Here is a 23634-nt window from a genome sequence, read left to right on the forward strand (position 1 = left end):
CTTGATTGTCGACAATTTGATCGACTATTTTATATTCAGAGACAGACATTGTTGACAGATTGCCGTCAGGAAACGTATTTGAATATGAATGTAGACACCAAAGCCATTGGCAAACTTGCAGGCAGTGACAAGGAAAACACCAAGTCCGAGTCGCTGACTGAATCCTTGGTTGAAGCGATTGTGAATGGGCAGATAGCGCCGGGAAGCAAGATCTCAGAACCCGAGTTAGCCAAGCATTATCATGTGAGCCGAGGTCCACTGCGTGAGGCGATGATGCGATTAGAAGGGCTTGGCTTGATCGAACGTGTTCCTCATGTCGGGGCGCGTGTGATTACCCTTTCACCTGAAAAATTGGTGGAGCTGTATGCGGTGCGTGAAGCACTAGAAGGCATGGCTGCAAGGCTTGCCGCTCGCCACATCAGCCAAGAAGAGCTGTTGAGCCTTGAGCTACTATTGTCGACACACTCTAAACACATCGATGAAGTTGAGGGTTCCTCTTACTTCCATCAACACGGTGATTTCGACTTTCACTATCGCATTATCAAAGCCAGTCGCAACCGTGAACTGATCGCGCTGTTGTGTGACGAGCTGTACCACTTATTGCGCATGTATCGCTATCAATCACCTCGTGCACAATCACGACCCAAAGAAGCGTTGGAAGAGCACAAATTCATTCTGCAAGCGATTCGCAATCGAGATGAAGAGTTGTCGGAAATGTTGATGAGAAGACACATCTCCGGCAGCCGCAAATTAATCGAACAACAGATCCTAAAGGATTAGAGGAAACGTGTTATGAGCTTAACTCCGGGGGCGAAGTTCAGACTCGCCGTACAACAAAATGATCCGCTGCAAATCGTCGGCACCATCAACCCTTATTGCGCCATGATGGCCAAAAGCCTAGGCCATCAAGCCATTTACCTTTCTGGTGGCGGCATCGCAAATGCGTCTTACGGCTTGCCTGATTTGGGCATCACCACGCTTAACGACGTACTGGTGGACGTAGAGCGCATCACCAACGCCTGTGATTTGCCTCTGCTGGTGGATATCGACACCGGTTTTGGCGGTGCATTCAACATTGCGCGCACCATTAAAGCAATGGAGAAAGCCGGTGCAGGCGCGGTTCACATGGAAGATCAAGTGGCGCAAAAACGTTGTGGGCACCGTCCAAACAAAGCGATTGTTTCTCAGCAAGAGATGGTCGACCGCGTTAAAGCGGCGGTGGATGCACGAGTCGATGAGAACTTTGTGATTATGGCGCGTACCGATGCGCTGGCGGTGGAAGGGATTGATAGCGCAATTGAGCGTGCAATTGCCTGTGTAGAAGCGGGTGCGGACATGATTTTCCCCGAAGCGATGAACCAACTTGAGCAGTATCAGCAATTTTCTGCTGCCTTAGCGCAAGCTACGGGCAAGCACGTGCCGATATTGGCCAACATCACCGAATTTGGTCAAACGCCTTTGTATGGTTGTGAAGAGTTAGCCAAATCCAGCGTGGATATGGTGCTGTATCCGTTGAGTGCTTTCCGCGCGATGAACAAAGCGGCGGAAATGGTCTATCGCCACTTGTTGGAAGTGGGCAATCAAGAGGCGTTAATCGATTCAATGCAGACGCGTAAAGAGCTCTATGACTATCTCAACTATCACGCGTACGAAGACAAGCTCGACCAACTGTTTTCAGAAGGAAAATAATCCCAACGCGCTTTTTAGATGAGAGCAAAGTAGGGAAGCCCAAGAAAAGTAGGGAAGCCAAAGATAAGAAAAACAAAAAACGGAAGTTCAAGAAGAATACCGTCGGAATTAACTTAATCCAATAACGTGAAACCGTCTGATGAAAAACACTCCGCTAGAGAGCAACGTCAGATAGAAAAGGAGTTCAAAATGCCTAGTTCTTTAACGAAGAAAGGTGAGTTAGGTGGCGCGGGCCTACGTGGTCAAAGCGCTGGAAGCACCGCTTTATGTACTGTCGGTAAAACGGGGACAGGGTTAACCTATCGTGGTTATGACATCACTGACTTAGCCAACCATGCACAATTTGAAGAAGTGGCACACTTGCTGTTACGTGGTCACTTACCGACACAACAAGAGTTGGATGCCTACAAAACTCGCCTGATCGGCCTGCGTGGCTTACCGGCCGAGTTGAAGCAAGCGCTGGAGCTGATCCCGGCTTCTGCGCATCCTATGGACGTGATGCGTACAGGGTGCTCTGTGCTGGGAAATATAGAACAAGAAACCGATTTTTCGCAGCAGCTTGACGCGACAGAGCGCATGCTGGCGCTGTTCCCTGCGATCATCTGTTACTGGTATCGCTTTAGCCACGATGGTGTGCGTATCGATACGCAAGACCAATCGCAAGATTGCATCGGTGGTTACTTCCTCAAAATGCTCACCGGAAAAGAGCCCAGTGAACTGCATAAACAGGTGATGCATTGTTCGCTGATTTTGTATGCGGAGCATGAGTTTAATGCCTCTACCTTTGCCGCTCGTGTGTGTGCCTCAACCCTGTCTGATATCCATTCCTGTGTGACAGCGGCGATTGGCACTTTGCGTGGCCCTTTGCATGGTGGCGCTAACGAGGCCGCGATGGAGATGATCGAAAATTGGCAAACGCCGGAAGAGGCGGAAAGCAATATCCTGCGCATGTTAGCCAACAAAGAGAAAATCATGGGCTTTGGTCATGCGATTTATCGCGAAAGCGACCCGCGTAATGCCCTGATCAAACGTTGGTCACAAGCTTTGTCAGAAGCGGTGGGCGATACCCATCTTTACGCCGTCTCTGAACGTGTGGAAGCGGTGATGAAACGCGAGAAAGATCTGTTTTGTAATGCTGACTTTTTCCACGCCTCGGCCTATCACTTCATGGATATTCCCACCAAGCTGTTTACGCCGATTTTCGTCATGAGTCGCTTAACGGGTTGGACGGCACACGTGTTTGAACAGCGTGGCAATAACCGAATTATTCGTCCAAGTGCTGACTATGTTGGCCCAGATCACCAAGATTGGGTGCCGATTGAACAGCGCTAGCGCCTAGAGATTGACCTCTCTTCAATCACGAGGGGAGGTTTTCCGCAGTTTTGCATGGGAAGCAAGTCCATGAGCAATAAAAACAATACCTTATATCGCAAACCTCTACCGGGCAGTTCGCTGGATTACTTTGATGCGCGTGAAGCGGTCGAGGCGATATCTCCAGGCGCGTACGCGCGTTTGCCATACACTTCGCGCGTCTTGGCAGAACAACTGGTGCGCCGCTGTGAACCTAGCGCGCTCACCGACAGCCTGAAACAGTTGATTGAACGACGTCGCGATCTTGATTTTCCTTGGTATCCAGCGCGCGTGGTTTGCCACGATATTTTGGGACAAACCGCATTAGTCGACCTTGCTGGTCTGCGCGACGCGATCGCCGAGCAAGGCGGTAATCCAGCGAACGTCAATCCTGTGGTGGAAACCCAACTGATTGTCGATCACTCGTTGGCGGTGGAATATGGCGGTTTTGACCCTGAGGCGTTTGAGAAAAATCGCGCCATCGAGGAGCGCCGTAACGAAGATCGATTCCACTTCATCGAGTGGTGTAAAACCGCGTTTGAAAACGTCAGTGTGATTCCGGCGGGTAACGGCATCATGCACCAAATCAACTTGGAAAAAATGTCGCCAGTGGTGCAGGTAAAAGATGGCATCGCCTTTCCTGACACTTGTGTTGGCACTGACAGCCACACACCCCATGTCGATGCCCTTGGTGTGATTGCCATTGGTGTCGGTGGTTTAGAAGCGGAAACCGTGATGCTCGGTCGTCCGTCCATGATGCGTTTGCCCGACATCGTCGGTGTGAAGCTGGTTGGTGAGCGTCAACCGGGCATTACCGCTACCGATATTGTGTTAGCCATTACCGAATTTTTGCGTCAAGAACGGGTGGTTTCCGCTTACCTTGAATTCTTTGGCGAAGGGGCCAAAGTACTGACGATTGGTGATCGCGCGACCATTTCCAATATGACGCCAGAATACGGCGCCACCGCGGGCATGTTCTACATCGACGAGCAGACAATCAACTATCTACGCTTAACAGGGCGCGAGCCAGAGCAAGTGGCTTTGGTGGAAAACTACGCCAAACACACCGGATTATGGGCCGACGATTTACAGCTGGTCGACTATGAGCGTGTGTTGGAGTTTGATTTGTCTCAGGTCTCGCGCAATCTTGCTGGGCCGTCTAACCCTCATCGCCGTTTGCCCACCTCTGAGTTAGCTAGCCGTGGCATTGCCGGGCAATACCAAGAAAAAGAAGGTGAACTGCCAGATGGTGCAGTGATCATCGCCGCCATTACCTCGTGCACCAACACCAGTAACCCTCGCAATGTTGTCGCGGCAGGTTTGTTGGCGAAGAAAGCCAACCAGTTGGGCCTCATCCGCAAACCTTGGGTGAAATCCTCCTTTGCACCCGGCTCAAAAGTGGCCAAGCTTTATCTTGAAGAAGCGGGGTTATTGCCCGAGCTTGAAAAGCTCGGATTTGGCATCGTCGCGTATGCTTGTACCACCTGTAATGGCATGAGTGGTGCACTCGACCCTAAGATTCAGCAAGAGATCATCGACCGCGATCTCTACGCGACTGCGGTGTTGTCGGGTAACCGCAACTTCGATGGCCGTATTCACCCCTATGCCAAACAAGCGTTTCTTGCCTCTCCACCGTTGGTGGTGGCGTATGCTATTGCAGGCACGATGCGCTTTGATATTGAGCGCGATGCGCTGGGGATGGATAGCAGCGGCAAAGCGATTTATCTGCGTGACATTTGGCCAAGCGACGAAGAGATTGATTCAGTCGTGGGCAGCTCTGTGAAGCCTGAACAGTTCCGCCAAGTCTATATTCAAATGTTCAAACTGGATGAAAGTGAGCGTAGCGAGTCACCACTTTACGATTGGCGTCCGATGAGCACCTATATTCGCCGACCACCCTATTGGGAGGGCGCTCTCGCTGGTGAGCGCACGCTTTCCGGTATGCGGCCTTTGGCGATTTTGGGAGACAACATCACCACTGATCACCTTTCGCCATCGAATGCGATTTTAGCCAGCTCTGCGGCGGGCGAATACTTGGCAAAAATGGGCGTGCCAGAGGAGGACTTTAACTCCTATGCCACCCATCGCGGCGATCACTTGACCGCGCAACGTGCAACGTTCGCGAACCCGAAACTGTTTAACGAAATGGTGAAAGAAAATGGCCAAGTGGTGCAAGGATCGCTCGCTCGAGTGGAGCCAGAGGGGAACGTCACTCGCATATGGGAAGCAATTGAAACCTACATGCAGCGCAAGCAGCCATTGATCATTGTTGCTGGCGCGGACTACGGACAAGGCTCCTCTCGCGATTGGGCGGCAAAAGGGGTTCGACTTGCTGGGGTAGAAGCGATCGTTGCGGAAGGCTTTGAGCGCATTCACCGTACCAACCTCGTCGGTATGGGCGTATTGCCGCTGCAATTTAAAGCGGGTGTGAATCGTAACAGCCTGCAACTGGATGGCACCGAGCTCTATGACGTGATGGGGGACATCAAACCCGGAGCCGACCTTGCGCTGGTCATCACTCGCACCAATGGGGAAAAACTCGATGTTGCGGTGACGTGCCGTCTTGATACCGAAGATGAAGTGCATGTGTATCAAGCAGGCGGTGTGTTGCAGCGATTTGCGCAAGATTTTCTCTCCGAGCAAGGAGCGTAACGATGAAACCTTCTACACGATCCTCCACACAAAGCGCTACACAGCGCGAGGCGCGGATGAGCCAGATAAGAGTGCCTGCCACGTATATGCGAGGCGGCACCAGCAAAGGGGTATTTTTCAACCTTGCAGAGTTACCGCCAGAGGCAAAAGTGGCGGGGGAAAAACGTGACCAACTGCTGCTGCGTGTGATTGGCAGCCCAGATCCCTATGGCAAGCAGATTGACGGCATGGGCGGGGCAACATCCAGCACCAGCAAAACGGTGATAGTGAGCAAAAGCAGCCGAGCCGATCACGATGTCGATTACCTGTTTGGTCAAGTCTCTATCGACAAACCGTTTGTCGATTGGAGCGGTAACTGTGGCAATTTGTCTGCTGCGGTTGGCCCATTTGCCATCCATGCTGGCTTGATCGACGAAAAACGCATTCCTCAAAATGGCGTGGTGACGGTGAAAGTGTGGCAAGCCAATATCGGCAAAACCATTGAAGTGCACGTGCCCATTCAAAATGGTTTGGTGCAGGAAACGGGCGAGTTTTCTCTTGATGGCGTGACATTTCCAGCCGCAGAGATCCAAGTCGATTTCGTTGACCCAGCCGATGGCGAGGGGAGCATGTTTCCCACTGGCAATTTGATTGATGACCTTGTCGTACCGGGTATCGGCACCTTTAACGCCACCCTCATTAATGCGGGCATTCCCACCATTTTCCTTGATGCTGAGGCGTTGGGGTATTTGGGGACGGAACTGCAAGAGCAGATCAATAATGATGAGCAAGCGTTAGCCAAGTTTGAAACCATTCGTGCTTATGGCGCGCTAAAAATGGGTTTGATTACTTCGATTGAAGAAGCAGAAGGTCGCCAGCACACCCCAAAAGTGGCGTTTGTCTCGAAGCCGAAAAGTTACCAAGCCTCAAGTGGCAAAGTGGTGGAGGCAGGAGAGGTTGATCTGCTGGTTCGCGCCCTTTCAATGGGCAAGCTGCATCACGCGATGATGGGGACCGCAGCGGTCGCGATTGGCGCTGCCGCTTGCGTGCCGGGCACTTTAGTGAACTTAGCGGCAGGCGGTGGTGAAAAACAAGCGGTCACCTTTGGCCATCCGTCTGGGACGTTAAAGGTGGGTGCGCAAGCGAAAGCAACACAACAAGGCTGGGTGGTGGAAAAAGCCATCATGAGCCGCAGCGCTCGTATACTGATGGAGGGCTTTGTGCGTGTTCCCTCCGATGTCTTTGAATAAACCTGTCAGACGAGTTTGATCTCTTCGTTTGATTACAAGGTCAGGACAGACTGGAGGAAACACTATGTCTGCATATCAGAAAGAATATCAATGGGCTAAGCAGCAACCGGAAAGCTTTTGGCAAGCCCAAGCAAAGAATATCGATTGGTTTGAGTTCCCTAAAACCATTCTTGCCAATGATGCAAATGGCATTGAGCGTTGGTACCCCGATGGCTTGCTCAATACCTCATGGTTGGCACTCGATTACCACTGTGAACAAGGTAGAGGCGATAAAGCGGCATTGATATACGACTCACCCGTGACTGAAACCAAGCTGGTTTACAGCTATTTTGAAATGCGAGACCGTGTGGCTCGTATTGCCGGTATGTTGGCTGACCAAGGCGTGACGAAAGGCGATCGTGTGGTGATTTACATGCCGATGATCCCAGAAGCCGCGATGGCGATGCTGGCATGTGCACGTTTAGGGGCGATTCACTCCGTGGTGTTCGGTGGCTTTGCCCCGAATGAATTGGCGGTGCGCATTGAAGATGCCGAGCCTAAAGTGATCATGACGGCCTCTTGTGGCATCGAAATCAATAAGGTGATTCCCTACAAACCAATGGTCGATAAGGCCATTATGGAGAGCCGCTGGAAACCGGAAAAAGTGGTGGTATTGCAGCGTCCTCAGTGCGATGCCCAGCTCAGCAGCGAACGTGATCTTGATTGGCATCAAGCGGTTGAAAATGCGCTACCGCACGCTTGTGTTCCTGTATTGGCAACGGATCCCCTCTATATCCTCTACACCTCAGGCACGACGGGCAAACCGAAAGGGGTGGTGCGTGACAACGGTGGCCATGCCGTGGCCATGAAGTATTCGATGAGCGCCATTTACAATATGCCGCAGGATGGCGTGTTTTGGGCGGCATCTGATGTGGGGTGGGTCGTCGGGCACTCTTATATTGTGTATGCGCCGTTGATTCATGGTTGCACCACGATTTTGTTTGAAGGGAAGCCAGTACGCACGCCGGATCCTGGTGCATTTTGGCGCGTGTGCGAAGAGTATGGAGTTAACGTTCTTTTCTCAGCGCCAACGGCGTTCCGAGCGATTAAAAAAGAAGATCCGCAAGGCGAGCATCTAAAGAAGTATGATCTTTCAAAGCTGGAGACCATCTTTATGGCGGGAGAAAGGCTTGATCCGCCAACCTTGGAATGGGTTCAAAGCCAAGCGGCCAAGCCCGTGATTGACCACTGGTGGCAAACGGAAACTGGCTGGGCGATTGCTGGCAATATGGTTGGTATTGAGTTAATGCCAGTCAAAGCGGGTTCGGCCACCATGCCTATTCCGGGTTATCAAGTGGAAATACTGGATGAAATGGGGTTAAGAGCAGGGCCAATGCAGCAAGGTTTTGTCGCACTGAAAAGGCCTTTGCCGCCAAGCTGTTTGCCAACCGTATGGCGCAATCATGACCGATTTGAATCGGGTTATCTGAGCCAGTTCCCGGGTTACTATGTTTCGGGGGATGGCGGTTATCTGGATGAAGAGGGGTATCTCTTTATCATGGGTCGCATTGATGATGTGATTAACGTGGCGGGGCATCGTCTCTCAACCGGAGAAATGGAAGAGATTGTTGGCGCTCACCCTGCTGTCGCGGAATGTGCGGTGGTGGGTGTGCACGATGAGCTCAAAGGACAGTTGCCGCTGGGCTTTGTGGTGCTTAAAGATGGGGTGAAAATCGACCCAACCGAGCTGGAGCAAGAGCTCGTCGGCAAAGTGCGAAATGAAATCGGCGCCGTTGCCTGCTTTAAACAAGCCTTGGTGGTTGAGCGATTACCCAAAACGCGCTCAGGCAAAATTTTGCGCCGTACCATCCGTCAAATTGCTGATGGTGAACAATACGCTGTGCCATCTACCATCGACGATCCGACCAGTCTTAATGAATTGATCAGATTATTTCCAGAAAAATAAACGATCCCCATCCAATATTTATCGCAATGTTGGGTGGGGGTGTAATGCGGTTAGATTTTATTAATTAGGAAAAACGATAGCTCGATTGTTTTGTGAGTTAGGTTGATGCTTACTTTGGATTGTTTTAACGGTGTCGACAATCCAAGGAAATAGGCCCGGCCGAGTCAAGCCAGCATAACTGCTCACTGGGTTAGTATCACAATCTGCATCAACGTTGATGCTTGCTACGCCGTATACTTTACCATCATAGATAAGTGGGCTGCCGCTATCTCCAGGGCATGTAGAGACAAAATTAATTGGATTTCCAAAATCATCGGCTAACGGCCTTTTCGACTTATGAGAAAAGAGACTTTCATTGACATTATGGTTATCAGCACAGATTGAGTGTCCAGCTTTCGGTAGATATTGGTAGTCTCGACTTGTAGTACTGTAGAGCCCGGAATACTGGACATCACAATAAGCTTCAGACTCTTGCGGGTACTGCCCCGCAAAAAGCTGGTTGGAATACTGCGGATGTTGTTCGCATTTTCTGAGTAATGCTTCGCGATAGTAATCATCACATTGTGTAGTTGTAACTACGGTAGACTCTTCAATTCCTTTACGGAGTATCTCTCGACGAGTTAGTTTATTTTCATCTAACGAGCTAACTCCAAAGCCAAAGCCATAACCAATAGGTCGAAAATTTGCACCATCAGGAATTCGCTTTGAAGATACTGGGAGCCAAGTAACACCTTCCGGCATGCTTGCGATTTCAAGGATTGCGACATCATCAAAATGGTTTATATCGAAGTTACCATTCGGTGATGAAATGTGGTCAGGCTTATACACGTTAACAACAGCGACTTCGATACCGATGTCGCTAGGGATATCGTTTGTCAGTAGGTAGACTTTTGATGCATTCTTTGTGCAATGCTCTGCGGTAAGGATGGTATAAGGGGCGATGATAGTTCCTGTACACGCGCTGTCAATAGCAGCAAGATAAGGATACTCCTTTGCAGACGTTTCTTCACCAAAAGAAACCGCTTGACTTGATATTGAAACAAAGAGTGTGCAAACCGATAGCGCAATACTATCCATTTTTATGTTCATTTTCATAATAAGATTCCCAACGGCATTGATTTATAAAAATAAATTTAAAGAAAGATAGCTTTGTAGAATGTACAAAGCTACAAGGTGTGTTGAAGATGTCAGTTTTGTGGGAATGAAATTAGCCTTTGTTCTGTATGCATCTCAGATAAAGGAACTGATTTATTGACACGAGTTTGAATATTCTTAACTGTGTCAACTATCCAGTTAAAAGCGCCTTCTCTTTCAAAGCCTTCATAGTAAGTAGCAACGTTGTATGGTGGTGCATAAGAATTAGTTACTGTACTGGCTACACCATAGATTTCACCGTTATAAATTAGTGGCCCGCCACTATCCCCTGTTGTCGAACTATACTTAGTGGTAAATCCGCTATCCTTATCTAAAAAATAATCCTTATGGGAGGGGCGGAGAGGTGGATTTTCAACTGCAATAGTGAACTCAGTTCTACTCGCTGCTAGGTCATTCAATATATAGTTTTGTTCAAGAAAACTGCATCGCCTTTCATCTCCAGCATGACGAGATTGGTTAAAGTAACTGTTTGAATAGTATGGTAGTTGGGGGCATTCTGAAAAATATGCTTCAATGTAGTACGCTTTGGAATGCTCTTTTTGTACCACCTTAGCAGGAATAGGCATTGTTTTTAGTTGTCCAGAAGAGTAACCCAATGGATAGACTTCTGCGCCTAATGGAATACTTCCGGATGCTACGGGGAGCCATTCTACATTATCGGGAGTACTATCTAACTCTAGAATAGCGATATCGTAACGGTAATCTTGGTCATCAAAAGTATATAAGTAATTAGGGTCATATGAGTTAACCACTTTAGCTTCTATACTATCAATCGTTCCCTTGTCATCTTGTGAATATAAGAAGTGTGCAGTTAGATCATCAATTGCACAATGCAGTGCCGTTAATACCGTATTGGGAGCTATTAGAGTGCCAGTGCAGGTAAAACCTTGTTTATTCTTTAGAAAAACCATGTAAGGCGCTTCTTTAGGTTGAACTTCAACACCATTATAAACAGCATGAGAGGGAAATGAATATACGGCACTAAGAGCAGTTAGTGGTATAATTAATGAGAGTGCATTCTTTTTCATAAAGTTCCTTAATTTACTTGTTTCTACTAAATCATTAAATTAAATAGCGTTATCTAATTTAGCTATTTGTAAGTTTTATTTGCATATGAAGAGTATCTGCATGATTTATAAATTGCAACTGTAGTAATTTATATAATTCATACAGAGTTTCCTTAAGGTGAATAAGTTAATTCTAATGTAGATTTTAGAAATTTAGACAATTACTTATATTATAAAGTGATTAGCTAAACTCCATGTCAGGATTTAATAGCAACTGATTGCACACCTGTTTTTACTGCATGATATGTTTAATATAAATACTTTCAAAGCATGATAATTTATAGATTTTTACTTAAATTAAAGCAGCACGAGAGTGCTGCTTTAAAAGTACAAAATTAAAAATCGATAGTTCCAACTCCACTAGGAATATTATTATCCACTGGGGTTGCTGTGGCAAAATCAAGCGATCCACTTTTTGTATCAACAATTACTCCAGGATCAGGTGCAGATGACTCACCTAAAAGATTCGGCGCATTTCTCGGTGTGGTATTAATTTTGTATACCGCAATGCGTTCAGGAAGCAGGAGTTCTCCATTTTCGCGGAAGATATCCATAGGTTCGATTGCCGCGTATGTATTATCGTCGATCATCAGAGTACCGCTTAGCACAAAGATATCCGGATTAGATGGGTGTTTCTGATGATAGACTGCATGACGTAAAAAATCATTCAGATCACGCTTTTTCAAAGTGCGGGTTACTTCTTGATAATCTGCGTGCTCCATTGTAATGGTGAAGATTTTTTCTAACTCTGTGCGCTTGGCTCGGTCGCCATTTGCGAGTTTATCCATGCATTTTCTCACGCCGCCATCGAGATCGAATGAGCTGTTGAGCATGATGCTGTAGCAAGCCTTATGAGCCAGAGTCATATTATAGAAAGCTCTCGGTGCCTTTTTTTTCAACCACGGTTTTCCGTTTTTTATCACCATACCGTAATTACCAGAGAAGAAGTCTATCGGTAGCACTCTGTCAACGACCATCTGATTTTCACCATTTACCACTGAGACATTACCTACTTCTTTAGGAATGCTGATGCAAGCTTCTGAGCCATGGGGGACGTTGATGCTTTGTTGAGGCTGAATGCCATTATTTGAGCGGGGAACGATAATATCAGTGATTAAAACCCGAATCTCGCTTTTACTAACATTGTCGGTATTTGCGATGCAGAACTTATCTTGAACGAAACTCGGTGGTGTTTCACAATAATTTTCAAGTTGGTCATCACTTTCAGTCGATTTACATTGGCCTTCAATCGAAGCATCCACAATGATTTTAGTTATTGTATTCACTACGCTTAATGATGCACCTAGCGCCCCAGCTTTTCCGGAAATAAACGTAACTTTATAGGGGGTGAAATTGCTTGTATAGGCGCTGACATTGGCGACAAATCCGCCTAACTTGTTGACGGCACGGATAGTTGTTGATGTAACTGTTTCTTCTACGGGCTTTTGAGCATAAGATGCGGTTGAAAAAAGGCAGCCTGATATTATCAGTGCTAATGTTGTGTAAGAAAATGAACTCTTCATTTTAGTTTCCTATTAAGATTAAATAAATTGATTTTAATCGTTCAAATGTATTGCTATGTAAAATTTACGTTTACTTAATATATTGCATTTGACTGGTTTAATTTTCGACATTATTTATTGCAAAAGTATTGTTTTAATTTTTGTCTTATTATTTGAATCTGAATGGACAACGAAATGAAATTATCAATATAAAGGTAATTTGTTAAATGACTTAATTGTTAATTGGCCTCAGGCTCGAAAAAACAACACAAATAGTTAATGTTGCATTTGTCAATATTATCTGATTATAAAATTATTTTATAGAGTGGTGATGCTTGTATATTTTTACGAGAGAGAGAACTTTTTGAGCAATTCACGGTTTTTCAGTTTTCGTGATTATATTTTTCCTTACTCTGTTCTAAGCAGATATCTGTGTTGTTTAGATAAAGCGAGCACAGCGGCTATTAAGTAATCTGCGTTCGAGTAAAGGTTTAAAAAATGATGTTCATCGCTGGATAGGCTGATAACGCGACTAAAGAGTCAAAAAAAGGTTGTAAGGCGAGCCACAAGCAAACAGTTCCAAGTGCTTAAGAAGGATTTTTACGCTCGGTTTCACTACAATGTAGACTTTATTAATATGTAGCAGATAAGCCATGAATAAAGTCGTCTTATCAGCGGCACGCCCTTCAGACCTTGAAGCCCTTAATGATTTGATGTTCGATTTGCATGATGAACATCATTTACAGTGCCCTGAATTTTTTAAAAGCGCAGAAGAGATCGAGCAAGAGAAAAGCATTGCTCGCTATCTCGATGATCCTGAATGTTTGGTGTTTGTCGCCAAAGTAGATGAGGAAGTGGTGGGGTTTGTGTCAGGGCATTTTTGCGAGCTGATTTCGACAGTGAGCCGCCCTTTACAGATGGGCAGTGTCGATGAGTTATACGTTGGTAAGCCGTTTCGCCAACAAGGGATTGCAGAGGCGCTATTAGCCAGAATCGAACAAACTTTCCGTGATTATGGTGTTGAACAAGTGTTTGTTGAAGTGTGGGATTTCAACCAAACCGCGATTGCTGTGTATGAGAAGAATGGTTTTCAGCCGCATATTCACTGGTTGAGAAAATCGCTGAAAAACTGAGTGGTTACTCTGGGTGAGATCAACTCCTTTTGCGCTGTTATTGCAATAGTCTCGCTTATGAAAAGGCTCTTACTGATTGATTTGTAAAATAAATATGTGAAACGGATCATTTTGCTGTGTGAATGTAACAAGATGTTTAGCTCGAATGTTGCACGTCTCTCGCAAGCTCTATAAATAATTTATAAATCGAGTTGGGAGGTTGATTTTTATCTGCTTGTCTAATATGTGGCGCAATAAGCGCCCGATTAAACAAGAGGAAATGACATTGAAATCGACAGGGAAACTTACTCTGCTCAGCTTGATGATGTTGTCTGCATCGGTCAGCGCAGAGGTTCTTTCACAGACGCAAACAGACGTTGTTCAATCGAATGACATTCAGCCCCGTATCGTTGGCGGTACTCCCGCCAATGCGAGTGAATGGAAGTTCTACACGCAAATTGTCAGCCGTAACAGTAACCGCTCTTATTGTGGCGCAAGTTACATTGGCAATGGTTATGTGCTGACGGCTGCTCACTGTGTCGATGGCGACCTACCAAGCCAGATCGCCGTCAAAATCGGTGGCGTTGTTTACAACGGTACGGATGGGGTGCGCTCCAACGTTAGCCAAATCTACATGCATCCTGCCTACAACAAATCGACGTTTGAAAATGACATTGCACTACTCAAACTTAGCCAAATACCGCAAGGTGTGACGGCGGTTGATATCGCGGCGGGTAGTTTGAGCCAATATGCAGCGGTGGGTGACTGGCTGACGGTCGCAGGGCTAGGTCGTACGACAGAAGGTGGCAGTTCACCAACGGTACTACAGGAAGTGGATGTTCCATTGATATCGGATGCCACGTGTCGCCAAGCGGGGGGAAGTTACGCCAATGTGGGAGAGGTGGCATTTTGCGCTGGCGTGCCACAAGGTGGCATCGATTCTTGCCAAGGTGACAGTGGCGGACCGATCGTTATCAATCGAGCGGGTTCCATTACGCAACTTGGGATCGTCAGTTGGGGCATTGGTTGTGCTCGCCCGGGCAAATACGGTGTGTACAGTGATATTGCCGCGCTTCGCAGCTTTGTTGATGGTATTGTCGGTAATGTCACACCGACTTCAGAGACTGTTTCCGTCGGATATACACCTTCCCAAACACTAACGGCATTCAATGTTGGTGAGCTGAAAAGTCACACGTTCACGATCAAAAATACAGGAACAGGCAGCTTTATGGTTGACCGCTTGAGTGTGACGGGATCTGGCGTTGCCACTAAGCCAGTAATCAGTCGTGATCTCTGTACATTGTCGACGCTTTCTAATGGGCAAACCTGTCGTGTCTCTATTGAATTCGGAGCAAGCACAGCTGGTACGGCCAAAGCGGCGTTAGTGTTTGAAATCGACAAAACCTCAACAATCTATCGCGCAGAAGTCTCAGCAAGCGCGAAAGATACCACCACACCACCAGATGGCACGTGCGCCAATGAATGGCAGGCAAGCAAAGTCTACAACGCGGGTGATGTGGTGAGCTGGGCTGGTCAATCTTGGAAAGCCGGTTGGTGGACTCAAGGAGATAACCCGTCTGACTCTGGCCCGTGGGGAGTATGGCAAGTTGTCGGTAGCTCAGATTGTTCGGGCTCGGGCACCACACCCACAGAGCCTCCAACGACGCCTGAACCGCCAACAACACCCGAACCAACACCGCCAACCGATGCGAATGCGTATGTGGCGGGGACAAATTACAGTGCGGGTGATGTTGTGACTAATGTGGGATCGACATACCAGTGTAAGTCGTGGCCTTATAACTTATGGTGTAGTTCAACACCGAGTGCCTATGAGCCAGGTGTGGGTACCAACTGGCAACAAGCTTGGACAAAACTTTAACTTACTCACAAGCCTCGTTTGCGAGGCTTGTTTCTTTTTAGCAGCTAAAGACACAGAGGAGTGAAGTAGGGCGTATGGTTTGGGACGACAGATACGACGTTCAATACGGCTTTCATCTCGCAGATTGAAGTTAATTTAGGTCGAAAAATATCGAGTTTCCTGTCATTATTGCGCCAACTCTTTTGAGCAGAGTGCTCTCGGTGTACGAATCGATGGCTTCGTTCTAAAAAGATACAAATAAAACAATAGGTAAAGTAAAGGTTGTCTGGCGTGTATAAGCGGTCATTTTTCGTTGTAATCAGTCTCATTATTTCATTGGTGTTTTCCACTTTCTCTTTTGCGACCTCTTCAACCTCATTACCTGAGGGATTGAAAGGGGCGCTGTGTATCGTCCGTGCAGATGACAAGTTGGTTTTAGTCAATGAGATCTTAACTCATCAAATTTCTCTTCCCGGAGGAACGATCATTGCGGGTGAGGACCCTGCGGTTACCGCGCAAAGAGAAACTTGGGAAGAAACCGGGCTGGTGGTTACCGTCGGTAAAGTGCTTGGCTACAATGAACAGGCGGTATTCTATGACTGCATTTCTGATTCATCAGTAGTGGCATTCAACTTCAACAATAGTTTAGATGGCAATGAGCTTCCGGTTTGGTTTGCCCCACACTACGGCGTTGAAATTGCCTCTGCCATGCTACTGTCTCCTTTGGCGCTTGAAGCGAGTCAATACCGTTATCCGCAACAGTGGCCAATGGTGCAACAGATGTTTGGCCAAGCGACGGATCAAGCAGTGGCCTACGTCAATGATTTGGTTGAATCGGCGCCAAGTTACCATCAAGTAGAGCTGGGTTGGTTAATGCAACTGCAATCGTTTGTGGCATCGTCTCCAGTGCTGAGCGCATTGGGCTTGTTGCTCAGCTACTTCTCGATTTATCTGACTTCGCCTGAAATACTTTTAGTGGTAATGCCATTAGCAATGTGGCGTTTTGGCCGTGACTTTACCTATCAACTGTTTTTTGCCGTTGTTGCGACCTCACTGCTTTGCTTGGTTGCTCAACAAGGGTTTGCACTTCCGAGGCCACATGTCTATTGGCCAGTGCTTGAGATGACGCAAAGTTATGGCTTCGGCTTCCCGAGCTTACCTATTGCGGTTTGGGCGTGTTTATCTGCTTTGATTTTACACCGACTAGGCTGGTTGCGAAGTGGACGAGCACTAAGATTGACTTCATTGGTGATCAGCGTGGTGATGCTTGGCAAATTCTATTCTGGCGCCGCGTTTATCGCCGATATGATGATTGGTGGTTTGCTCGGTGGCTTAGTGGCGTGGCACATCATTCGTTTGGATAGCAAACCGAATGTAAACGTTGCTCAGTTGCTTGGCGCAAAAAGCGTTTGGATTGCGATGGCCGTGTTGGCAGCAGTGTTAACCGCCATGTGGCCATTACCGGTGTTTTCCGCTTGGTTAGCCACATTAATTGTGATTTCACTGTTGGTGGTGTTCTTCAAAACCTCTAAGGTATCACTCTCTCAAGGTCATACGTTGATCATTGTTGTGGCGTTGCTTTCCTTTAACTTGATCATCACTTTGGCTCAAGGTGTTATCGCTTACAGTGGTCTCTATTCTTTCATTGTCGAGACTTTGCGTTATCCTCTCATCGCATTATTGTTTGCGGTTTTAACAAAGCGTTTCAATCAACAGAATTAAGTGAAGAAATAAAAACGCCTCGGTTTTTTGTCCGAGGCGTTTTTGTTTTACTCTTGGCAAATTAGCATTTGAATTGCGACACAAGGCGATCCAACTGACCACATTGCTGTGATAGACGTTGAATGGCGGTCTCGGCATTTTGAACCACACTCACGATCGCGCTGCTGTTGTCTGCGATGCGTTGGACGTTGGCGTTTACTTCTTCACTTACGCTGCTTTGTTGATTCGCTGCGGTGGCGATTTGTGTGTTCATCTCACTCATATTGGCGATAGCGCGTAAAATCTCTTGCAGAGAATGAGTTGCAGATTGCGCTGACTCAATCGTGGAGTCACTGCTGCGTTTGCTTGATTCCATTACCGATACCGCTTGGCGAGCGCCGCCTTGCAGACGTTCAATCATGGTTTGGATTTCACCGGTACTTTGCTGAGTGCGGCTCGCGAGTGAACGCACTTCATCTGCGACAACGGCAAATCCACGGCCTTGCTCACCAGCACGCGCCGCTTCGATGGCTGCGTTTAGCGCCAGAAGGTTGGTTTGTTCTGCGATGCCACGAATCACGTCCAAAATAGAAGCGATGTTACTCACATCATCGTCAAGCGTATGGATCACATGACTTGCGTTGTTAATATCGTCAGCAAGGCGGCGGATCGCATCCACAGTGCTATCAACAATTTGACTGGTGTTTTGCACTTCTTGATCGGCGTTGTGGCTTTCTGTTGCAGCATCCGTTGCGTTGTCACTCACGCTTTGACTGGTTGCTTGCATTTCATGCACGGCAGCGGCCACCACTTCGCTTTCTTGCTGTTGGCGATAGGTTGAATCTGCAACAGAGCGAGTGATTTCCGTTAACTGATTCATTTCACTACGGACATTGTTGGTCGTGTTCACCACCTGCTCAATGGTTGCTTGGATTTTGCTGACAAACACGTTAAACGCGCCAGCAAGTTGGCCGATTTCATCATTGCTATCCATTTCAATGCGCTGACGCAAATCACCATCACCAGAGGCAATTTCATCCATCGCGCTGCGAATGTGTTCAATTGGCGTTACGATGGCTTTAATTAAGAACCAGCACATTGCTGTGGCCAGTAGAATGACAAAAAGGGTACCGAGTTCCAGTGTTCTTTCCGCTTGAGAGGCTGCGTTATTAATTTGTTGCTGAAGAGTATTTTGCGCCTCTTCCACTAATTTCTTAACAACATTGAGTTGTTTACGAGTGGCTGAAAACTTCTTATCGAATGTGCCCTTATTTTCATCGTAATAGGTAAACCATTGATCCTCAGGTAGGCTGAGTAACGTTTCGTAATCCTTTAGCCAGCTATTGGCCAGTGTGACTAACACGTCGAGCTCACGTTGCGCGGTGGAAGGCAAAAGTCCTGAATCGATTAACTTTTGCGCCGCTTTCATACGAGGAATAGCTTTGTGTGCGTTATCTTTGTATTCAAACTGCTCGCGTTCAATTTCTTGTTTGGTATCAGAAAGAACCAAACCTTGGATCGCGGAAGTCGCCTGATACATATCACGATACGCATCTTCAATGGTGAAGAGCGTTGGCATGATATCATCACGAAGGGTGTGAGTTAGCTCGGTTTGCTTTTGAGAAGCGAGAATATTCAACACAGAGCTAACGGCGAATAGAGAAATAATAAGAAAAACAGGGAAGATGATTTTTTGTTTTATTGAAAGATTAACAAACATTTAGTGCTCACTTTGTTGAGATTAAAGTAATCGCACTAATGCTATCATTTTGGCGGTGTCTTGTACGGTAAAGTTTAGTTAAGCAAGATAAAGTTTTAACTCGCTCCCAAAATGTGAGATAGACCAGAGGGCATGAGCCCTCCGGTAGGAGCGTTAGGCATTGAGCACAAATTTTTCAATCGCCGTTGCGACGCCATGGTCATTATTGCTGTCGGTGATGTAATCTGCGATTTGCTTGGTCTCTTCCATGGCATTAGCCATAGCAATGCCAAGCCCTGCGTACTTCAACATATGGTGATCGTTTTCGGCATCTCCCATACAAATTACTTCTTCCGCGCGAATACCGAGATATTCTGCAATCGCAGCCACACCAATTCCTTTATTACTGGCTGGGTTTAAAAACTCGAGGAAGAATGGAGCGCTCTGGACAATGGTGAACTCATCGTGCAACACGGCGGGTAGGGCGGCGATGGCTTTGGTGAGCTCTGAGGGCTCAGCCACAATCATGGTTTTGATGATTGGATGGTCATCCGCTAAGGCATCAAAATTCATTTCGGTAATGCTGAGACCATTGATGTTGGCTTCAATCTCGGTGTAAGGATTGTTTTGCGGAGTAATCAGGCCAAATTCTTTGCTGAATGCGTGTACGTATACACCAAGTTTGTCAGCCAAACGAGCGATTTTTTTCGCCGCTTTGCCATCGATGATCTGCTCATGGATGAGTTCACCCGTCGCCACGTTCTTGACCATTGAGCCGTTGTAAAAAAGAACAAAGTCTTTGTCTGAATCGATCTGTAGTTCTTCCAGTTTGCTTTGCATTCCCTCTAACGGGCGGCCAGAAGCAAGTACCACGGTCACGCCTGCCGCGCGAGCTTGGCGAATCGCTTCTTTATTGGGTTCAGAGATCTGTTTATCACTATTGAGTAATGTGCCGTCCATATCCAGCGCAATCAACTTGTACATGCTTACCTACACTTAATGAAAATGAAAAAGAGAAAAGAATAATGAGGCGTATGAAACTATAAAATGAGTCAAATTAACAATGAATTTTTTCGTTGAGAAGAGATTCATTTGACCTAGGAGCGACTCTCATTTAAGGTCTGCGCCTTGCGAAAAATTTTTAGGGTTGTAGTGACGTTGTACAAAGTTAACGAGATGTTTGAAACCATTCAGGGCGAAGGTGTGTTTACTGGTGTTCCAGCGGTTTTCGTGCGCTTACAGATTTGTCCTGTAGGGTGCTCTTGGTGTGATACCAAGCAAACGTGGGAAGCTGCAGAGCAAGATGAACAAAGTTTTGCGGAGATCATCGTTAAAACAGGCGACAGTCCAACGTGGTGTCAAGCGGATGCCAAATCCATTGTTGAGCAGTACCAACGCCAAGGCTACAGCGCCAAGCACATCGTCATTACTGGCGGTGAACCTTGTCTGTACGATCTTACTGAGCTGACACAAGCATTTGAAGCCATTGGCTGCCAATGTCAGATAGAGACCAGTGGCACTTATGAAGTCAAAGCAAGCGCAAACACTTGGGTGACGGTATCGCCTAAAGTCGCGATGAAAGGTAAGTTGCCGATTTTAGACAGTGCTTTGCAACGAGCTAACGAGATCAAACATCCGGTCGGTACTCAGAAAGACATCGACCAGTTAGATGCTTTACTGCTTCGTGCTCAAGTGCCTGCAACAACGACGATCGCACTGCAACCGATTAGTCAAAAAGAGAGAGCGACTCAGTTGTGCATCGACACCTGTATTAAGCGCAATTGGCGTTTGTCGATTCAAACACATAAGTACCTGAGTATCGCGTAAGAGGGATTATTTATGAACAAAGCCGTAGTGGTCTTTAGTGGTGGTCAGGACTCGACGACCTGTTTAGTCAAAGCACTCAATGAGTTTGATGAAGTGCATGCCATCACGTTTGATTATGGCCAACGTCACCGTCTTGAAATCGAAGTGGCGCAAAATCTGGCAAAAGAGCTGGGTGTAGCGGCGCACAAAGTGATGGATGTGACGCTGCTCAATGAGTTGGCTATCAGTTCACTGACTCGCGACGATATTCCTGTATCTCATGAACTGCAGGAGAATGGTTTACCTAACTCGTTTGTTCCTGGTCGTAACATTCTTTTCCTCACGCTGGCGGGTATTTACGCTTATCAAATTGGCGCAGAGACGATCATTACTGGGGTGTGTGAAACCGATTTTTCTGGCTATCCAGATTGTCGTGATGACTTTGTCAAAGCGATGAACAGTGCTCTTGTGAAGGGCATGGATAAGCCATTAGTGATCCAAACACCACTCATGTGGCTCAACAAAGCGGAGACGTGGGCGCTTGCGGATCAAAATAACGCTTTGCAATTAGTCAGAGAAAAAACCTTAACGTGTTACAACGGCATTATTGGTGATGGTTGTGGTGATTGTCCTTCTTGTCACTTACGTAAAGTTGGACTGAATGACTATTTAGACAACCGTGAGGTGATCATGGCTTCTTTAGTTGAAAAGCAGCACGCGGAATCTTAATAAACGAAACACAAAATGGCATCATTGCCGTTGAGTTGCGATAATTCACTGGCGCCTTTAGCGCACAGGAATTATCGCTTTTTCATTTTCTGATCGATCAAATATGGGTTTAAATCGCGGCGTTGTAGGCATCAATGATGGTGTTACGGCCGTTTTTCTTCGCCTGATAAAGCGCTTGATCCAAGATAGAATAGAGCTCATCGAAATCTGAAAGCGCTCTAGGAGTGGCGAGAAAAGAGAAACTAGCACTAGCAGATACAGCGGTATTCGATGGAGACGCGATACGGCATTCGCTAATAAGATCATGCAACTTTTCAACGCGAAATTGCACATCGATATCTTCGACTTCTCGCAGCAACAAGATAAATTCCTCACCACCTAACCGGCCAAGAACATCACCTCTTTGCAGCTCCCCAAGCAAAGTTTTGCAAATAGTGATTAACAGCTTATCTCCCGTTGGATGACCAAACTGATCATTGACCCATTTGAAGTTATCGAGATCAAACAGAATCAAAACGTTTTTGCTGTGTGGATGCTTTGCTGAGCTCGCTTGCTTAATTGCTTTGATCGCTGAGCCACGATTTAATGCTCCCGTCATCATATCGAGCTGAGATTGCTTTCTTTTTTGCTGACTGGTGAGGAAAAATAACCCAACAACGATAAGCGTTGCCGCGACCAATAAGCTATACAGTGATTTTTTCTGTTGGTAGTTTTGCAGCTCAATCAGTTTTTTGTCGTTGTCACTTTGCAATTGTGCAATGCGCAGTTGGTATTCAAACTGCTGCTGAGCAAGATCCAACGCTTCAAGTGCACTGGTCGTGTCTTTGTCTCTTAATCGAAACTCGATCTCGGCATATCGGTGGTAACACTCGTAGGCTCGGGGAAAATCAGCCAGTGCCTTATAAGTCTCAGAAAGTTGTAGTGATGCTTTTGCCTGAAGCGAAAGAAAATCCATTGAAACCGCAGATTGATACGCTTGGTCGGCATGAGAAAGTGACGCCTGAAGCTCACCTGCCTGCAAGTAGGCAAGGCTAAAGCGATAATGAATTTCCGCGCTTAAACGGTGGTTTTGACCCAAGTTGGCTTCATTTAGCGCTTGATTAAGCAGTTCCTTTCCTTTTGCGAATTCCCCTTGTTCAATATACAAAGAGCCAAGTCCGGAATAGGTCATTGCGAGGCCGAAGGTATGTTGGTCTTTGCGTAATAGGGCCAGGGCTTGTTGATAATAACTCTCGGCTTGCTCGTGTTTGTGCCAATCTGCATAGAGCTGTGCGAGGCTGTGTAACACTTGAGCAAGCTCTGTTGGCGAGTTTGCATTTTGTCGAATTGCCAAAGCATCGAGAAGGTAGTTTTCTGATTGTTGAAATTGGCTGACTTCACGTAATTGGTTGCCAATATCATTAAAAGCGCCCGAACGATCGGCGTTAGCGGGTAGGGCATGCAACATCTTCTGGTAGTTTGCTAGTGCAAGATGGGGCTCGCCTCGGTAACTGAAATTGTTGGCGATGATACGATAGCTCAGGTACTTAGGCAGTAATGTACTGTCATTGCTATCTATCTGTTGTTGTAGCTTTGAGCAGAAGTGTTTCGCTTTGTGGAGTTCACCTTGCTCGTTCAGTGTGTAGCAAAGCTGATAGTAAATGAGTTCTTTGGTGTTTTTTTCATCGAGTTGAGCAGCATGATTCAACACGGCACGGAATTTCTCAACGGCAGAATCGTATTGCCCCTCTTTACGCAAATACATTGCATCGACATAGAGAGCTTCTTGGCGAGCAAAGTGGCTATCGCTATGCTGACTTGCACCATAGTAGGGCTGATCCCTATTTGAAAGGTAATCAAACAGTAGCCCGCTGACGTAGAGCTTCTCGGCGCTTGGCAATAGTGCTGAGTAACGCTCTTGTAGCAAGTCAAAGGCTGCGCCGTCATCGGCCTTTAGTTTCTGTTGATAGAACTCATACCAATGATGAAAACTGCTACTTTCCGCGAAAGCGGGTACGGAACAGAACAGTAGAACGAACCATAAAAGTAATTTACGTATAAACATGGTGTTAGAAAGGGGGAACCAGTCGCCTATCTTATCTTTTACGTACGGAGAACGGTGTGATCCACTCGATAACTAACGATAAAATATGCATATGAT

General features: G+C 46.7%; 17 protein-coding genes. 11 read left to right on the top strand and 6 right to left on the bottom strand.

Going from position 1 to position 23634, the window contains the following annotated elements:
* Positions 1-84 precede the first annotated feature (84 nt).
* The 6 genes from CIK04_RS23215 to CIK04_RS23240 all read left to right on the top strand — a co-directional run bounded on the left by CIK04_RS23215 (position 85) and on the right by CIK04_RS23240 (position 8865).
* On the top strand, positions 85-780 hold the full coding sequence (locus CIK04_RS23215; protein WP_017422153.1) for a GntR family transcriptional regulator: 696 nt from the start codon (positions 85-87) through the stop codon (positions 778-780).
* Between the two features lie 12 nt (positions 781-792).
* Positions 793-1689 carry a methylisocitrate lyase gene (gene prpB / locus CIK04_RS23220; protein WP_097353024.1) on the top strand — a complete coding sequence of 299 codons (897 nt, stop codon included), beginning with the start codon at positions 793-795 and terminating at the stop codon, positions 1687-1689.
* 189 nt (positions 1690-1878) lie between these two features.
* Positions 1879-3021: a 2-methylcitrate synthase gene (gene prpC, locus CIK04_RS23225; RefSeq protein ID WP_097353025.1), complete on the top strand. Its 1143-nt coding sequence runs from the start codon at positions 1879-1881 to the stop codon at positions 3019-3021.
* A gap of 69 nt (positions 3022-3090) precedes the next feature.
* Complete coding sequence (gene acnD, locus CIK04_RS23230) at positions 3091-5691, top strand: Fe/S-dependent 2-methylisocitrate dehydratase AcnD (protein ID WP_097353026.1); 2601 nt, start codon at positions 3091-3093, stop codon at positions 5689-5691.
* A 2-nt stretch (positions 5692-5693) separates the two neighbouring features.
* On the top strand, positions 5694-6920 hold the full coding sequence (gene prpF / locus CIK04_RS23235; protein ID WP_097353027.1) for a 2-methylaconitate cis-trans isomerase PrpF: 1227 nt from the start codon (positions 5694-5696) through the stop codon (positions 6918-6920).
* Positions 6921-6984: 64 nt separating this feature from the next.
* On the top strand, positions 6985-8865 hold the full coding sequence (locus tag CIK04_RS23240; RefSeq protein WP_097353028.1) for a propionyl-CoA synthetase: 1881 nt from the start codon (positions 6985-6987) through the stop codon (positions 8863-8865).
* A gap of 60 nt (positions 8866-8925) precedes the next feature.
* On the opposite strand, the gene CIK04_RS23245 is transcribed toward CIK04_RS23240, so the two are convergent.
* The 3 genes from CIK04_RS23245 to CIK04_RS23255 all read right to left on the bottom strand — a co-directional run bounded on the left by CIK04_RS23245 (position 8926) and on the right by CIK04_RS23255 (position 12610).
* The gene (locus CIK04_RS23245; protein ID WP_097353029.1) at positions 8926-9960 is read right to left on the bottom strand and encodes a trypsin-like serine protease; all 1035 of its coding nucleotides are present in this window, start codon (positions 9958-9960) and stop codon (positions 8926-8928) included.
* A 92-nt stretch (positions 9961-10052) separates the two neighbouring features.
* Complete coding sequence (locus CIK04_RS23250) at positions 10053-11048, bottom strand: trypsin-like serine protease (protein WP_097353030.1); 996 nt, start codon at positions 11046-11048, stop codon at positions 10053-10055.
* A gap of 374 nt (positions 11049-11422) precedes the next feature.
* Positions 11423-12610: a hypothetical protein gene (locus CIK04_RS23255; protein ID WP_097353031.1), complete on the bottom strand. Its 1188-nt coding sequence runs from the start codon at positions 12608-12610 to the stop codon at positions 11423-11425.
* Positions 12611-13242: 632 nt separating this feature from the next.
* On the opposite strand from CIK04_RS23255, the gene CIK04_RS23260 reads away from it, so the two are divergent.
* From CIK04_RS23260 to CIK04_RS23270, 3 genes are all read left to right on the top strand, one after another.
* Positions 13243-13722, top strand: a complete 480-nt coding sequence (locus CIK04_RS23260) for a GNAT family N-acetyltransferase (protein ID WP_097353032.1) — start codon at positions 13243-13245, stop codon at positions 13720-13722.
* Between the two features lie 223 nt (positions 13723-13945).
* Entirely contained in the window at positions 13946-15580 is a 1635-nt protein-coding gene (locus CIK04_RS23265; RefSeq protein ID WP_097353033.1) for a trypsin-like serine protease, read from the top strand.
* A 270-nt stretch (positions 15581-15850) separates the two neighbouring features.
* On the top strand, positions 15851-17281 hold the full coding sequence (locus tag CIK04_RS23270; RefSeq protein ID WP_097353034.1) for an NUDIX domain-containing protein: 1431 nt from the start codon (positions 15851-15853) through the stop codon (positions 17279-17281).
* A gap of 61 nt (positions 17282-17342) precedes the next feature.
* Here CIK04_RS23270 and CIK04_RS23275 read toward each other — a convergent pair whose 3' ends face one another.
* Both CIK04_RS23275 and CIK04_RS23280 read right to left on the bottom strand, forming a co-directional pair.
* Positions 17343-18980: a methyl-accepting chemotaxis protein gene (locus CIK04_RS23275; RefSeq protein ID WP_017422144.1), complete on the bottom strand. Its 1638-nt coding sequence runs from the start codon at positions 18978-18980 to the stop codon at positions 17343-17345.
* Between the two features lie 153 nt (positions 18981-19133).
* Complete coding sequence (locus tag CIK04_RS23280; RefSeq protein WP_017790470.1) at positions 19134-19943, bottom strand: Cof-type HAD-IIB family hydrolase; 810 nt, start codon at positions 19941-19943, stop codon at positions 19134-19136.
* 174 nt (positions 19944-20117) lie between these two features.
* Between CIK04_RS23280 and queE the strand changes: the two genes are divergently transcribed.
* The gene (gene queE / locus CIK04_RS23285) at positions 20118-20786 is read left to right on the top strand and encodes a 7-carboxy-7-deazaguanine synthase QueE (RefSeq protein WP_332870168.1); all 669 of its coding nucleotides are present in this window, start codon (positions 20118-20120) and stop codon (positions 20784-20786) included.
* 12 nt (positions 20787-20798) lie between these two features.
* Positions 20799-21494, top strand: coding sequence for a 7-cyano-7-deazaguanine synthase QueC (gene queC / locus CIK04_RS23290; protein WP_097353036.1), 696 nt, complete (start codon positions 20799-20801; stop codon positions 21492-21494).
* 109 nt (positions 21495-21603) lie between these two features.
* On the opposite strand, the gene CIK04_RS23295 is transcribed toward queC, so the two are convergent.
* A complete protein-coding gene (locus CIK04_RS23295; protein WP_097353037.1) occupies positions 21604-23538 on the bottom strand; it encodes a tetratricopeptide repeat-containing diguanylate cyclase in 1935 nt (644 codons plus the stop codon).
* Positions 23539-23634: the final 96 nt, after the last annotated feature.

It is taken from the genome of Vibrio sp. 03_296 (assembly GCF_002265885.1).

What these genes read in the sequence shown, in the direction of transcription:
- CIK04_RS23265 (WP_097353033.1), top strand. Translation starts at nt 13,946, where the DNA reads ATGTGGCGCAATAAGCGCCCGATTAAACAAGAGGAAATGACATTGAAA.
- CIK04_RS23240 (WP_097353028.1), top strand. Translation starts at nt 6,985, where the DNA reads ATGTCTGCATATCAGAAAGAATATCAATGGGCTAAGCAGCAACCGGAA.
- prpB (WP_097353024.1), top strand. Translation starts at nt 793, where the DNA reads ATGAGCTTAACTCCGGGGGCGAAGTTCAGACTCGCCGTACAACAAAAT.
- CIK04_RS23255 (WP_097353031.1), bottom strand. Translation starts at nt 12,610, where the DNA reads ATGAAGAGTTCATTTTCTTACACAACATTAGCACTGATAATATCAGGC.
- queC (WP_097353036.1), top strand. Translation starts at nt 20,799, where the DNA reads ATGAACAAAGCCGTAGTGGTCTTTAGTGGTGGTCAGGACTCGACGACC.
- acnD (WP_097353026.1), top strand. Translation starts at nt 3,091, where the DNA reads ATGAGCAATAAAAACAATACCTTATATCGCAAACCTCTACCGGGCAGT.
- CIK04_RS23295 (WP_097353037.1), bottom strand. Translation starts at nt 23,538, where the DNA reads ATGTTTATACGTAAATTACTTTTATGGTTCGTTCTACTGTTCTGTTCC.
- prpC (WP_097353025.1), top strand. Translation starts at nt 1,879, where the DNA reads ATGCCTAGTTCTTTAACGAAGAAAGGTGAGTTAGGTGGCGCGGGCCTA.
- CIK04_RS23250 (WP_097353030.1), bottom strand. Translation starts at nt 11,048, where the DNA reads ATGAAAAAGAATGCACTCTCATTAATTATACCACTAACTGCTCTTAGT.
- CIK04_RS23245 (WP_097353029.1), bottom strand. Translation starts at nt 9,960, where the DNA reads ATGAAAATGAACATAAAAATGGATAGTATTGCGCTATCGGTTTGCACA.
- CIK04_RS23260 (WP_097353032.1), top strand. Translation starts at nt 13,243, where the DNA reads ATGAATAAAGTCGTCTTATCAGCGGCACGCCCTTCAGACCTTGAAGCC.
- CIK04_RS23215 (WP_017422153.1), top strand. Translation starts at nt 85, where the DNA reads ATGAATGTAGACACCAAAGCCATTGGCAAACTTGCAGGCAGTGACAAG.
- CIK04_RS23280 (WP_017790470.1), bottom strand. Translation starts at nt 19,943, where the DNA reads ATGTACAAGTTGATTGCGCTGGATATGGACGGCACATTACTCAATAGT.
- prpF (WP_097353027.1), top strand. Translation starts at nt 5,694, where the DNA reads ATGAAACCTTCTACACGATCCTCCACACAAAGCGCTACACAGCGCGAG.
- CIK04_RS23275 (WP_017422144.1), bottom strand. Translation starts at nt 18,980, where the DNA reads ATGTTTGTTAATCTTTCAATAAAACAAAAAATCATCTTCCCTGTTTTT.